Here is a 13,495-nt window from a genome sequence, read left to right as displayed (position 1 = left end):
GAATTATTGAAATTCAGTCAATTTTGAATCCGCGACGTTACAATAAATTCACAAACCAAAATTCCAATTCGACAGGTTGGTTACAGGCTGACGGCTCACAGGTTGAGATCGGTCGCCGAGCCAGGCGACACTAAACCGATTACAACCGGGCTTGCAGACGGCAGAGTGACAGTTTAAACGACCTTTCGCATCCGGTCATAACCAGATCCGTATGGCTTAAGGTGCCGCTGTAGCTCAGCTGGTAGAGCACGTCATTCGTAATGATGGGGTCGGGGGTTCGAGTCCCTTCAGCGGCACCAGAAAAAACCTGATCAAACAGAGGTCGGCGTTCCAGACGCCCGCTACCCCACTGACAGGCGCGCTAAGCGCGTTTCTCTCCGATCGAAGCGACGCCCAGAACGTCCAGTACTTTCGCCTCGATATGTTCGGCATTCATGCCGGCCACAGAATACATGTCCGCAGGATTCGCTTGATCGATGAAGATATCAGGTAAAACCATCGAGCGGTACTTCAGCCCCAGATCAAATACACCTTCTTCCGCCAGTAATTGCGCGACATGGCTGCCGAATCCACCAACAGCCCCTTCTTCGATGGTAATCAAAGCTTCGTGGCTGGACGCCAGATCCAGGATAAGGTCGCGATCAAGAGGTTTGGCAAAACGAGCGTCGGCAATCGTGGGCGTTATGCCCTTGGCTGAAAGGGATTCCGCCGCCTTCTGGACCTCGGCCAGACGTGTACCAAAGGAAAGCAGAGCCACCCGCGCGCCATTCTGGAGAATGCGGCCCTTGCCGATCTCAAGAATCTCTCCACGCTCGGGCAAATCAACTCCGACGCCTTCACCGCGCGGATAGCGGAAGGCGATGGGGCCTTCGTCATGTGCGGCAGCAGTTGCCACCATATGCATCAGCTCGGCCTCATCAGCGGCAGCCATGACGACCATACCTGGAAGATTGGCCAAATAGGCAATGTCGAACGACCCTGCGTGGGTGGCGCCGTCGGCCCCGACCAACCCTGCCCGGTCGATTGCAAAACGTACGGGCAAGCGCTGAATTGCCACGTCATGTACAACCTGGTCATAGCCCCGCTGCAGGAACGTCGAATACATAGCGCAAAACGGCTTCATTCCTCCTGCTGCAAGCGCAGCCGAAAACGTCACGCCGTGCTGCTCGGCAATCGCCACATCAAAGCAACGCGACGGATAGCGTTCAGCGAACAGGTTCAGACCGGTACCGTCCGGCATTGCAGCAGTCACTGCGACGATCTTGTCGTCTCGCGCGGCCTCGTCCACCAGCGCCTTGCCAAATACAGATGTATAAGATGGCGCGTTTGAGGGCACCTTCTTCTGTTCCCCAGTCACCACATCAAACTTTGCCGTGGCATGCCCTTTGTCGCGTGCCTGCTCGGCGGGGGCATAGCCCTTGCCTTTTTTCGTCAATACATGGATCAGGATCGGCCCGGTTGCCCGCGATTTCACAGTGCGCAGAACCGGCAGCAGCTGGTCCATATCATGGCCATCTATCGGGCCGAGATAGGAAAACCCAAGCTCTTCAAACAGCGTGCCGCCCACCGCCAAGCCTTTTAGCATCTCCTTGGCGCGCTTGGCGCCTTCTCGGAATGGCTCAGGCAACAATGAGACAGCGCCTTTGGCAGCAGCTTTCAGATCGTGAAACGGTTCTTCGCTATAGATACGCGACAAATAGCTGGACAAGGCACCAACCGGGGGCGCGATGCTCATCTCGTTGTCGTTCAGAATGACAATCAGACGCTTTTTCAGGTGGCCTGCATTGTTCATCGCCTCAAAAGCCATGCCCGCAGACATCGAGCCATCGCCGATCACTGCAATTGCGTCACCCAACCCTTCAGGCGTTACGCCCCCCAGATCCCGTGCGACAGCAAAACCCAGGGCAGCGCTGATCGACGTGCTGGAATGCGCCGCGCCAAATGGATCATAGGGGCTCTCGCTGCGCTTGGTGAAGCCGCTGAGACCATCCTTCATGCGCAGAGTTCGGATGCGATCACGTCGCTCGGTCAGGATTTTGTGCGGATAGCACTGATGACCCACATCCCAGATGATCTTGTCTCGGGGCGTATCAAACACAGCGTGCAACGCCGTGGTCAACTCAACGACACCCAAGCCAGCCCCCAGATGCCCACCGGTGACGGAAACAGCCGAGATCGTTTCCGCCCGCAGCTCCTGAGCGACCTGGTGCAGTTGCGCGTCCGAGAACTGCTTGAGATCCGCAGGGCGGCTTACAAGGTCCAGCATTGGCGTGTTTGGGCGGTCAGACATGTGGCGCGTTCCTGGCTTAGCTGTCCCGGGCAATAACGAAGCGGGCGGCTTCCTTCAAGGTTTCTGCCTTTGGACCATACCCATCCAAAGCTGTACAGGCCTGATCCACCAGCTCACCTGCGCGGGCTTTGGCAGCGGGCAGACCCAAAAGCGAAACAAAGGTGGCTTTCCCTGCCTCGGTATCCTTTTGCAAACGTTTGCCTGCCTTTTTGGCATCGCCCTCAATATCAAGGATGTCATCGGCGATCTGAAAAGCAAGGCCCAGTGCCCGGGCATATTGGCGCAACGGTTCCGGGTCTGAATGGGCCATAGTTGCTCCAACGCAGGCAGACCACTCGACCAGAGCGCCCGTCTTGCCGGCCTGAAGACGCGTGATCTCGTCCAGCGACAGCGGTTCGGCGGCGGTTTCAGCTGCAATGTCCAGCGCCTGTCCCAGCACCATCCCTTGTGCGCCGCTGGCTCTGGCCAGCGTCAGGGCAAGATCTGCACGAATGTCTGCTCCTCCCACCTCTGTATGCATGCACAGCTCGAAAGCAAGCGTGTGAAGGGCATCGCCGGTCAGAACCGCTGTCCCTTCATCCCATTCCACGTGAACAGTGGGACGACCGCGGCGCAGGTCATCGTCATCCATGCAGGGCAGGTCGTCATGCACCAAAGAATAAGCGTGCAGCGCTTCTATAGCCGTTGCAGGCCAGATCGCACGACTCTCTTCGACATCATGAAGTCGGGCACTTTCCAAAGCCAGAAACCCGCGCAATCGTTTGCCGCCTCGGGTGGCATATGCCATGGCCCGGGTCACATCGACGTCTTCAAATGCGCCTAGAACCAGATCAAACTGGCATTGAATGCTGGCTGCATCCTGCGCAAGTCTTTCGGGGAACATTCACAGACCTTCGGCGGGCGTCGTACCAGTTGGCTGACCGTTGGCATCCAGAGTGATCGCTGCGACTTTTTCTTCTGCGCGCTTCAACTCATCCTCGCACCGCTTCTTCAGCGCCGCGCCGCGTTCATAGAGCGCAATTGATTGATCCAGCGCGACGTCGCCACGTTCCAGCTGGCCAACTACGGCCTCAAGCTCTTTCATCGCCTGTTCGAATGTCATCTGGTCTACGGAGGTCTCAGTCATCGGGCTGCCTTTATCAATTCTTCCACATGGGCGCGTGTGGCCTCAGCCAGTGCGTTCAGATCATACCCGCCCTCCAGAGTCGAGACGATACGACCGCTACAGACCTCGTCGGCAATTCTGCACAGCTCTGCGGTGATCCAGGCAAAGTCATCGGTAGCCCAGTTCAGATTGGCGAGCGGGTCGTCCTGATGGGCGTCGAACCCGGCGGAAATGATAATCAGTTCCGGCCTAAAAGCCCGCAGGCGGGGAAAGGCCTTTGTTTCATAGGCGGCCCGCATCTCGGCTCCGCCACTGCCTGGCGCCAGAGGGATGTTGACAACCGTATCATGAACACCCGTTTCCTCGGGCCGGCCCGATCCGGGCCACAAAGGCATCTGCTGGCTGGTTATCACCAATGCCCGTGCTTCATCCCACAACAGGTCCTGGGTTCCATTTCCATGGTGTACGTCGAAATCGACTACGGCCACACGATTCAAACCGTGATGGTCCAGCGCGTGTTTCGCCGCCAATGCAGCATTTCCAAACAGGCAAAAGCCCATTGCCGTTTCGGTTTCCGCATGGTGCCCCGGCGGGCGAACGGCACAGAACGCATTCGAGGCTTCACCGCTCAATACCAGGTCAACCGCCCGTACCACCGCACCCGCCGCGCGGTAGGCTGCGTCCACCGATCCCGGAGACAGGAACGTATCCCCGTCGATCTGTGCGAACCCATTCGAAGGGCGCGCGGATCGAATGTCTCGAATATAACTCTCTGGATGAATGCGCAGAAGATCGTCATCCGCAGCCAGCGGAGCCGTCACCCGCTCCAGGTCCAGCGCTTCCAATGCATGCAAAACGTGCTCCAGCCGCGCCACACGCTCCGGGTGCCCGTCAGGCGTCACATGGCTCAGACAATCGGCATGGGTCAATAGTGCAGTCGTCATTGGGATCCCATCTTCATCTGGCTAATAATATCCTCGCCGAAGGCCGAAATAGGCCGCGTAGCGGCACCTCAATCCGGCGCAAGCATATACCCTGCGCCCCGCACAGTCTGCAAATAGCGTGGCTGCTTGGGGTCCTGTTCGATTTTGCGTCGAAGGCGCGTGATCTGCACATCCACCGCGCGCTCCTGCGCCTGGCCCTTGTCGCGACCCAGATCCTCGACCAGCTTGGCACGGCTGATCGGCTCTCCGGGCTGGGCCGAGAATATCTTCATCAACTGGCTTTCGGTTGCTGTCAGACGGACCGGGTCTTCGCCCTGCCACATCTCACCGCGTTCAATGTCATAGCGGATGGGCCCGAGGTTCAGGATCTTCGCCGTGGTTTCTTCTGCCGGCGTTTCCGGCATCCGGCGCAGGATCGCGTTGATCCGCAACAGCAGTTCTTTCGGCTCGAACGGTTTTGCCAGGTAATCATCCGCCCCGGCCTCAAGGCCCGCGATCCGATGTTCCGTCTCACCCTTTGCGGTCAGCAGCAGGATCGGTGTCGTATGCGTTTCCCGCAAAGCACGGGTCAGACTGACACCATCCTCGCCCGGCATCATCACGTCCATGACGATCATGTCGAAATCCAACCCCGACAATACGCGCCGCGCGTGGGCCGCATCCCGTGCCGCTGTAACCAGAAACCCGTTTCGCATCAGAAACTTCTTGAGCAGATCGCGAATGCGCTCGTCATCGTCGACAATCAGCAGATGGGCATCCATATCGCTCATGAGGTCGTATCCCGAAGTTTCGTATAGGCATGACGCATATCAGCATCCATCATTGCTTCAAGCACTTTGCGAAAGCCAGCCACGGCTTCGGGACCGGCATCCTTGTAGGCGGCACGCATTCTGGCCCGCTGGGCATCAGACAGCGTGGTTTCCAGCACCTTCCCCTGTTCTGTCAGAAATAGGTGGCGTTCGCGTTTGTCCACTGTCCCCACGCGGCTTTCCACCAGACCATCCTCGATCAAGGTTCGCAAAACCCTGTTTAGAGACTGCTTTGTCACGCCAAGGATGGCCAACAAGTTGTTGACCGTCGTGCCCGGCGCGCGGTTGATGAAGTGGATTGCCCGGTGGTGGGCGCGGCCATAGGCCAGTTCCGCGAGGATACGATCGGGATCAGCGGTAAAGCCGCGATAGGCGAAGAACATGGCCTCGATCCCCTGCCGCAATTGCTCATCGGTCAAAAACAACAGGCTCTCGCCCCCATAACGCGGGGTCGGGCGGATGTCGGACATATCATGCCTCATTCGTTACTCCGGGGTCGAGTTTATGTCAGCGTTATTGACATTCCAAGAGGAGAGCGGTATCGAATCGCAGTTTTTGCGCAATATTGTGTCCGTATCGGACCTAATTGACGCAATAATCGAAAACCCAACCCGGTTCAGGAGGTTTCGCATGGCGGGGTATGATGATCGTGATGGCACCATTTGGATGGATGGCAAACTGGTGCCCTGGCGTGAGGCCAACGTGCACATTCTGACCCACGCAATGCACTATGCGTCATCGGTATTCGAAGGCGAGCGCGCATACAACGGTAAGATCTTCAAAAGCCGCGACCATTCCCGGCGTCTGATCGCCTCGGCCGAGGCGCTGGATATGCCAATGCCTTATTCGGTTGATGAAATCGAAGCCGCCAAGGAAGAAGCGCTGAAGGCCAGCGGTTTGCAGGACGCGTATGTGCGGGCGCTGGTCTGGCGCGGCTCGGGTGAGGATATGGGCGTCGCGTCGGCCCGCAACCCTGTTCGCATGGCGGTCGCGGTCTGGCCCTGGGGTGCCTATTACGGCGATGCCAAGATGCAGGGTGCCAAGCTGGACATTGCCGAATGGAAACGCCCCAGCCCGGAAACCATCCCGGTTCACGCCAAGGCAGCAGGTCTCTACATGATCTGCACCATTTCCAAGCACAAGGCCGAAGCCAAAGGATGCTCGGACGCTTTGTTCATGGACTGGCGCGGATACGTGGCCGAGGCCACCGGTGCGAACGTGTTTTTCGTCAAGGATGGCGAGGTGCATACCCCGCTGGCAGACTGCTTCCTGAACGGCATCACCCGCCAGACGGTGATCCAGATGCTGAAAGACAACGGCATTACCGTGCATGAACGCCGCATCAAGCCCGAAGAAATGGCTGACTTCGAACAGTGCTGGCTTACCGGCACCGCGGCCGAGGTAACGCCTGTCGGGCAGATCGGCGCATACACATTCGAGGTCGGCGACCTGACCCGCCAAATCGCCGAAGACTACGAGAAACTGGTCCGCTCGTAAGCTTTTGCGCTCTGCTTTGTCGGGGTGTGTTTGTTACCAAACGTGCAAATTATTGTGCAAATCGTTCAGTCGTCTGGACGGATTGCACAGATTGCGTATCTTCAGCATATGTTGGACCTTCTCAGCGATATTCTCACCCGCCTTTCCCTGCGTGGCACATTTTATTTCCGCACGTCGTTCACGCCGCCCTTCGGAATTCAGGTGCCGGGGTTCGAAAACGTGGCCCGGTTTCATTTTGTGCAGCGTGGCGAGCTCAAGGTACATGTCTCGACCACGGGGGAAACCCTGCGGTTAAGGCAGGGGGACTTGATCCTGATACCCCACGGGGCGCCGCACGCGTTGCTCTGTGCCGAGGTAAAGCCGTTGGATGCACTGCCTCTGGAGCAGGTGCTGGAGCGTGCGGGCTACAAGGGCGAGGGCGTGCTGGTCTATGGCGGTGATGACGAGGAACGGGATACGCAGCTGATCTGCGGTCATTTCTCTTTTACCGGCCCGGCCGGCCGAAACGGCACCGGGCATATGCTGATCGACCGCCTGCCGCCCTATATCCTGATCGAGAATTATGGCGAAGAGGCCGGATCGTGGATGGAATCCACCCTGCGCATGATTGGCTCTGAGGTTTCAGGCGCAAGAATCGGTGGCGACCTGATCGCGCTGAAACTGTCCGAGGTCCTGTTTGCACAGGCGATCCGGGCCTATCTGGAACGTCAGAGCCCGCAGGATTCTGCGTTGGCAGGATTTGCTGATCTGCGTATCTCGCGGGCGTTGACCGCGTTCCACCAGGCCCCGGCCAATGACTGGAGCGTTGCGTCATTGGCACGTGTGGCGGGTATGTCGCGCACTGCCTTTGCTCAGCTTTTTGCTGAAAAGATGGGTACAACGCCGATGCAGTACCTCACAGATTGGCGGATGCAGATCGCGTGCCATGGTCTGACCGAGGCACGATGGAACGTGGCAGATGCAGCCGCCGAGGTTGGGTATGCCTCTGAGGCAGCTTTCTCACGTGTGTTCAAGAAACAGGTTGGGCTATCGCCGGCTGCGTACCGGGCGATGCATTGATCCACCAAGTATTCTGAACGATCTGCATGGTATCAGAGACGATCAGGAATTCAGCGTTCAGCTTCGGCGTCCTACTTTCCCTTTATCATTGATTGAGAAAAGGAAGATCTCATGTCCCTGCGTTTCGTTACTCGCTCTGTCCATGCTTACCTCGACTACCCTGTTGCCATTGCCCTCATGACGTTGCCGTTCCTGCTGGGGTTGGGTCAGTCCAACCCACTGGCCCTGTGGCTTTCCGTTGTCACCGGTGCCGCTGCGTTTGTTCTGACGGTTCTGACCGATCATCATCTTGGGATTTGGCGGGTCCTTCCCTACAAGTTTCATCTGGCCGTAGACTTGATCGTCGGCATCACCTTCCTGTTTGCTCCCAGCGTTCTGGGTTTCTCAGGGCTGGATGCGGTGTTCTACTGGCTGAATGGTGCGGCTGTCGTGCTCGTCATCTCACTCAGCGCGCCCGAGCAGGAAGTCGTCGCCTAAAACCGTTGCCTGCGGGTATCCCGGTTTAACAGTAACGCCTCAAAGTCTGAGCCGCCGGGATCTCTAACCGGCGGTCCTCTTTTGCAAGCAGCCAGGGTCAGGCTGGATTGATTTTCGGTGCGCTGCGTGATTCAGGGCTCTCAAAACCGAGCGGTGACCTGAGCGACCTTTATTGGCTAACCGACGAGCAGATGGCGAAGCGCGCCCCCTTCCTCCCGAAGTCGCACGGCAAGCCTCGAGGTGATGACAATCGGGTGTTGAGTGGGATTATCTTCATCAATCGCAATGGTTTGCGCTGGCGAGATACCTTTGGCGAATACGGGCCTCACAAGACGCCGGTCAAGTACGACAAGCGCAGATACAAGCGGCGAAATCGCATCGAGATTATGTTTGGCAGGCTCAGGGGTTGGAGGTGCGTGGCGACACGCCATGATCGTTATCCCAAGGTCTTCATCTCAGCAATCGCACTCGCGGCAACCGTCATCTGCTGGTTATGAATACTGACCTCAGGCATTTGCCGAACGACAACTGAGCCCGCAAGTGGTTTCCTCGCGTCATTCTGGCTGATTGTTTTTCTAGCCGCGCTGTTTTGATGTCATTACACCCCGGAAGATGGATTCGCCCCGTCACACTGATTAAGAGCTTAACCCGACTTGAGCCTGGGCCAAGAAAAGTTCCGACCTGCCGAGCCCCGATGCGCCAACAAAGGCGGATGTGAAACTGCATTCAAATGGCACTGGGCGTTCAGGTCAGAATGGAGCAGGTTCGCGCTGAAACAACTCTTGGATATTGGCGAAATCCAGCGTGCATTCCCGGCTTGCTGGCAGCTCTGGCAGGCGTAAGATGGCAGCGATGAAAAATTCAGGAACCACGATGTCAAACAGCCTGTTTTCCCTACCCGATCCCGTAACCATCCCTGTCGTTGGCGAGACGGCCGGGTATCCTGTCGGACGCATTTTTTGCGTCGGGCGAAACTACGCCGCGCATGCAGCAGAGATGGGAAATGAAGTGGATCGCGATGCGCCGTTCTATTTCACCAAATCCGCGCCAAACGCGATCCTGTCCGGCGCGACGGTTCCGTACCCGGCGGGGACGACGAATTACCATCACGAAATGGAGCTGGCGCTGGCCATCGGAAAGCCGGTGTTTAGCGCCTCGAGTGCGCAGGCGTGGGATGCGGTTTATGCCTATGGCTGTGCGCTCGATATGACCCGCCGTGATCTGCAATTCCGCGAGCGGGACAAACAGCGGCCTTGGGACCTAGGTAAAGATGTCGAAAACGGAGCAGTCTTCGCGCCGCTGACCCCTGCGGCGGCCTGGTCACCGGACGATGACAAAAACATCCGCTTGAGTGTGAACGGCGAACTGCGCCAGGACGCTACTCTGAAAGAGCTCATCTGGAAGATCGATGAAATTGTCAGCCATCTGTCCGGTTTCTACCATTTGCGCCCCGGCGATCTGATCCTGACAGGTACACCGGCCGGCGTAGGCCCGGTTGTGGCCGGGGACATGATAGCCGGAGAGATTGATGGGCTGGAACCGATCAAACTGACCCTGACTGACGCGGAATAGGCCCTATTTAGGGTCTTTCAGCCAACCCCTTGCAAACTTGACCTGTTCAACGCCTGCCAGCCGGCGTATCCGATCCAGCTCGGCGTTCAGGCGTCGGCTGCGGGCGTCAGACCAGCGCACCCCGCGTTCGGGCCAGAGTGCCTTGACATGCAGCAGGTCGCGATCGCGATGTGCCTTCATGTCGATCCGGCCGATCAATCGATCACCTTCAAGCAAGGGGAAGACGTAATACCCATATGTCCGCCTGGCTTCGGGCACGAAAACTTCGATGCGATAGTGAAACCCAAACAGCCGCTCGGCCCGGTTTCGGTCCCGAAGCATCGGATCAAACGGGCTGAGCACTCGGATCCGTCCGGGCGGTTGCGGCAAGTCGGTTGCCCGATCCATCAAATTCGGGCGGGCAAAGGTTTTGCGCAGGCGTCCATCGGCGCAAGAGATTTCGATCTCTTCGATATTTCCTTGAGCCAACGCCGTGGCACACCAGTTTTTGGTCTCTGCAGCGCTGACCGTATCCCAGAATGCGGCGAGCTCTCCGGACGTTGCAAACCCCAACCGGTCCAGTGCCGCGTTGCACAGCCAATCCACGGTCGATTTTGCATCACACGGCATGTTTCCGGGGCATAACCGGGTTTCAATCACGCGCTCGGTCAGGTCATAGCGTTTCTTGAACCCATCGCGGCCCACAACGGTCAGGGCCCCGGAACGCCACAGAAACTCCAAAGCGGTTTTTGACGGATGCCAATCCCACCAACCGCCCGAGCCTTTCTTTTCATCCTTGCCAACGTCTGACGAACACACTGGTCCATGGTCGCGGATATGTTGCAAGACCGTCTCGAACTGCTGTTCAAACCCATCCCGCCGCCAGTTCTTCCAACGGGCCTTCAAAAGATCCGCATCTCGCTGAAAGCGCAGGTGCCAGTGCGGATAGAACGACATCGGGATCACGGCCGCATCATGTGTCCAGTGTTCGAACAGCGCTTTTTCCCTTTCATAGAGCCTTTTCAGGTTGGCGCTGCGATACGCAGGCCGTCGGGAAAACAGGATCATATCATGGGCGCGGGCAACCGTGTTGATGCTGTCGAGCTGTACGAACCCCAGCCGCTGGATGAGGTCCAGAAGCTCGGCACCCTTGGCCGCCCCCGAGGGTTGTTCGGCCAAGGCGTGACGATCCATGAAAATAGCCCGGGCCGTCCGGTTGTCGAGCCGTTTCAGGGGGGCGCTCATCGCCGTTTCAGAGTATCGCCATAGCTGATCTTGGGGGTCAGGGTGACCCGTGTCTCGATTTCAGAATCCGGATCCTTCAGGCGTTCAGCGATGATCTGTGCGGCCTGACGGCCTATATCCAGACGGCAGGCATCCATCGTCGCCAATTTGCGCGGCAGACCCTGCAAAAGCTCGACGTTGTTGAACCCGGCCAGACCTATCTGCCCCGGAATATCTACGCCCTGTTCCAGCAGGTACAATAGACCACCAGCGCCGATCATGTCGTTGGAATAATACAGGAAATCCAGTTCGGGCGAGCGTTCAAGCATGGCCTGCGTCATCTCGCGCCCTTTGGCCAGGGCAGAGCCGCCAGAATAGAACTCGCGATCTTCGATCTCGATCCCGTGTTTGCCCAGTACTTCGGTAAAACCTTCAAAGCGCTTCCGGGCGCGGTGATCCAACGGCATCTTGGTGCCCATGAAGCCAATATGCTGATACCCGGCCTTCAGGATCGCCTGCGCCATTTCACGTCCGGCCCGGCGGTGTGAAATGCCGACCATCGCGTCAACAGGTTTGCCATCGGTATCCATGATCTCGACCACGGGAATACCTGCCGAATCCAGCATGGCGCGGGCCGCGTCAGTGTGTTCAAGCCCTGCAATGATAACGCCCGAGGGTCGCCACGAAAGCATCTCGTACAGCACCTTTTCCTCTTTCTCGGGCAGATAATCCGTCACGCCAACCACAGGCTGCAACTCGGTATCTTCGAGCACCTGATTGATGCCGGTCATCACCTCGGGGAACACCATGTTCGAAAGCGAAGGGATGATCACCGCGACAAGGTTGACCCGGCTGGATGCCAGCGCGCCCGCGATCTTGTTGGGGACGTATCCCAGATCTTTGGCGGCGGCCAGAACGCGGGTGCGGGTGGCGTCGGACACATCCCCCCTGTTACGCAGAACCCGGCTCACCGTCATCTCTGAGACACCGGATGCCTCGGACACATCACGAAGGGTAAGCGGGCGTTTGGTTTCACTGTTCACGGGAGGCACCTGCGTTGTTGTTTTGTCCGATGGTAGCGTGAACACGTCGGTGTGTACAACAATTGTGCAAAGGCGATGACAACCCGGAAAAACCCAGTTACAGAAGGCAAAACGCGGCCCCGTGGCTCAACTGGATAGAGCAGCCCCCTCCTAAGGGGCAGGTTGCAGGTTCGAATCCTGCCGGGGTCGCCATACCTAAATGATAACACGTTAAATTAAAACGGGTAATCACCATTCTTGGCGGATTTACCCCACGCTTTTGCCAACGATTGTCAATTAACTGGCGCAAAAAGCTCGCAATTTAGATTCGTGACCTGACGTTTGGAGTTTTTTCCTGCAAGCGCAAGTTTTCGAGCGTTCAGACTCAAGAAAAGCTGAGTTGCCTGTTCTTGGCTAGGCTCAGGACCCATTGATTTTCTCTTAGCCTCGTGATTCACGGTTCGAAAACGAGCGATGAACATGTCTGATCTTTTCTGGCTGACCGATGCGCAGATGGCACGTCTTGAACCTTTCTTTCCCAAGTCTCATGGCAAGCGAAGCGTTGATGACCGGCGTGTATTGAGTAGATTTACCTTCATCAATCGCAATGATTTGCGCTGGCGAGATGCCTCTGGAGAATACGGGCCTCACAAGACGCCGGTCAAGTACGACAAGCGCAGATACAAATCGCATCGAGATTATGTTTGGCAGGCTCAGGGATTGGGGGCGCGTGGCGACACGCTATGACCGTTGTCCCAAGGTCTTCATCTCAGCAATCGCACTCGCGGCAACCGCCATCTGCTGGTTATGAATACTGACCCTAAGACTGTTTCGGAGAGCATAGGTGCATGGCCTTCCCCCAAAGGCTAGAAGACCCTAATCAGAGCCACATATCAGGCTCGTCATATATTCCGATGCGCGGGACGGACCGTCAGGCTAGGCGTGAGGCAACCGGCCTCAGGCCAGGCCTAACCCAAACCCCAGTCTGGCCGCCCCGTCTGAGATACCCTCTAAAATCTCCGGCGGGGTCCTTGCACAAGATACTGATGTGCGCGACCAACGTCAGGTTTTGAGGTCTTTCAGCTCATTCAATAGATCCAGCAACAGTTCGTGTTTTTCCGGCCCCAACTGGGAACGAATGCGTTCCGCCTGCGCCATGCTGGCGGTTAGATTGGCGTGAATGATCTGAACACCGCGCTCACTGATCTCGACAATCTGGCGGCGACGGTCCGCGGGATGGCATCGTCGGGAGATCAGGTCGCGGTGTTCCAATTTTTGCAATATACGCGTCAGGCTTGGCAATAGCAGACAGGCGCGTTCGGCAATATGCGTCGGTTCCTGCGGGCCTTCTTCGTTCAAAACCCGCAACACGCGCCACTGCTGTTCCGTGACACCGGCGTCGGCCAGCATTGCTCGTATGGGCCCCATAACCTTTTCCCGCGCCCGCAAAAGCGCAATAGGCAAAGATCGCGACGTCAGTGGGAGGTCGTCGGTCATAAAAAAATTATCACCGAAAT

General features: G+C 57.5%; 14 protein-coding genes, 2 tRNA genes and 1 pseudogene. 8 read left to right on the top strand and 9 right to left on the bottom strand.

Going from position 1 to position 13,495, the window contains the following annotated elements; genetic code table 11:
• The first annotated feature begins 223 nt into the window (after positions 1-223).
• A tRNA-Thr gene (locus tag AC2FFA_RS15665) sits at positions 224-299 on the top strand.
• Between the two features lie 62 nt (positions 300-361).
• Here the strand turns inward: AC2FFA_RS15665 and dxs are convergent.
• The 6 genes from dxs to AC2FFA_RS15635 all read right to left on the bottom strand — a co-directional run bounded on the left by dxs (position 362) and on the right by AC2FFA_RS15635 (position 5,618).
• The gene (dxs, locus tag AC2FFA_RS15660; protein WP_496852326.1) at positions 362-2,290 is read right to left on the bottom strand and encodes a 1-deoxy-D-xylulose-5-phosphate synthase; all 1,929 of its coding nucleotides are present in this window, start codon (positions 2,288-2,290) and stop codon (positions 362-364) included.
• A 16-nt stretch (positions 2,291-2,306) separates the two neighbouring features.
• Positions 2,307-3,173 (bottom strand): polyprenyl synthetase family protein, encoded by an 867-nt coding sequence (locus tag AC2FFA_RS15655; protein WP_496852325.1) that lies wholly within the window; start codon positions 3,171-3,173, stop codon positions 2,307-2,309.
• A complete protein-coding gene (locus AC2FFA_RS15650; protein WP_117871432.1) occupies positions 3,174-3,416 on the bottom strand; it encodes an exodeoxyribonuclease VII small subunit in 243 nt (80 codons plus the stop codon).
• A complete protein-coding gene (locus tag AC2FFA_RS15645; protein WP_496852324.1) occupies positions 3,413-4,339 on the bottom strand; it encodes a histone deacetylase family protein in 927 nt (308 codons plus the stop codon). Before AC2FFA_RS15645 ends, AC2FFA_RS15650 begins: the two co-directional genes overlap by 4 nt.
• 68 nt (positions 4,340-4,407) lie before the next feature.
• The gene (locus tag AC2FFA_RS15640) at positions 4,408-5,109 is read right to left on the bottom strand and encodes a response regulator (protein WP_152459691.1); all 702 of its coding nucleotides are present in this window, start codon (positions 5,107-5,109) and stop codon (positions 4,408-4,410) included.
• Entirely contained in the window at positions 5,106-5,618 is a 513-nt protein-coding gene (locus AC2FFA_RS15635; protein ID WP_299899934.1) for a MarR family winged helix-turn-helix transcriptional regulator, read from the bottom strand. Before AC2FFA_RS15635 ends, AC2FFA_RS15640 begins: the two co-directional genes overlap by 4 nt.
• A 160-nt stretch (positions 5,619-5,778) precedes the next feature.
• On the opposite strand from AC2FFA_RS15635, the gene AC2FFA_RS15630 reads away from it, so the two are divergent.
• The 5 genes from AC2FFA_RS15630 (at position 5,779) to AC2FFA_RS15610 (ending at position 9,753) form a co-directional block, all read left to right on the top strand.
• Complete coding sequence (locus tag AC2FFA_RS15630; protein WP_117871424.1) at positions 5,779-6,645, top strand: branched-chain amino acid aminotransferase; 867 nt, start codon at positions 5,779-5,781, stop codon at positions 6,643-6,645.
• A 108-nt stretch (positions 6,646-6,753) separates the two neighbouring features.
• Entirely contained in the window at positions 6,754-7,704 is a 951-nt protein-coding gene (locus tag AC2FFA_RS15625) for an AraC family transcriptional regulator (protein ID WP_117871423.1), read from the top strand.
• Between the two features lie 111 nt (positions 7,705-7,815).
• Positions 7,816-8,181, top strand: a complete 366-nt coding sequence (locus tag AC2FFA_RS15620; protein WP_117872928.1) for an SPW repeat domain-containing protein — start codon at positions 7,816-7,818, stop codon at positions 8,179-8,181.
• 158 nt (positions 8,182-8,339) lie between these two features.
• Positions 8,340-8,678: a transposase gene (locus AC2FFA_RS15615; protein ID WP_496852367.1), complete on the top strand. Its 339-nt coding sequence runs from the start codon at positions 8,340-8,342 to the stop codon at positions 8,676-8,678.
• A 376-nt stretch (positions 8,679-9,054) separates the two neighbouring features.
• Complete coding sequence (locus AC2FFA_RS15610; protein ID WP_496673741.1) at positions 9,055-9,753, top strand: fumarylacetoacetate hydrolase family protein; 699 nt, start codon at positions 9,055-9,057, stop codon at positions 9,751-9,753.
• Positions 9,754-9,756: 3 nt separating this feature from the next.
• Here AC2FFA_RS15610 and AC2FFA_RS15605 read toward each other — a convergent pair whose 3' ends face one another.
• Together AC2FFA_RS15605 and AC2FFA_RS15600 are read right to left on the bottom strand one after the other, a co-directional pair.
• Positions 9,757-10,977: a winged helix-turn-helix domain-containing protein gene (locus tag AC2FFA_RS15605; RefSeq protein ID WP_496673481.1), complete on the bottom strand. Its 1,221-nt coding sequence runs from the start codon at positions 10,975-10,977 to the stop codon at positions 9,757-9,759.
• On the bottom strand, positions 10,974-11,999 hold the full coding sequence (locus AC2FFA_RS15600; protein WP_299643949.1) for a LacI family DNA-binding transcriptional regulator: 1,026 nt from the start codon (positions 11,997-11,999) through the stop codon (positions 10,974-10,976). Before AC2FFA_RS15600 ends, AC2FFA_RS15605 begins: the two co-directional genes overlap by 4 nt.
• Before the next feature lie 115 nt (positions 12,000-12,114).
• Between AC2FFA_RS15600 and AC2FFA_RS15595 the strand changes: the two genes are divergently transcribed.
• Both AC2FFA_RS15595 and AC2FFA_RS15590 read left to right on the top strand, forming a co-directional pair.
• Positions 12,115-12,191 (top strand) — tRNA-Arg (locus AC2FFA_RS15595).
• Positions 12,192-12,458: 267 nt separating this feature from the next.
• Positions 12,459-12,789: pseudogene (locus AC2FFA_RS15590) on the top strand (transposase).
• 251 nt (positions 12,790-13,040) lie between these two features.
• On the opposite strand, the gene hpaR reads toward AC2FFA_RS15590, so the two are convergent.
• Positions 13,041-13,475, bottom strand: coding sequence for a homoprotocatechuate degradation operon regulator HpaR (gene hpaR / locus AC2FFA_RS15585; protein ID WP_496852323.1), 435 nt, complete (start codon positions 13,473-13,475; stop codon positions 13,041-13,043).
• Positions 13,476-13,495: the final 20 nt, after the last annotated feature.

The sequence above is a fragment of the Ruegeria sp. YTSB088 genome (assembly GCF_059609825.1).
This window is presented reverse-complemented; position numbering and strand designations above follow the sequence as displayed.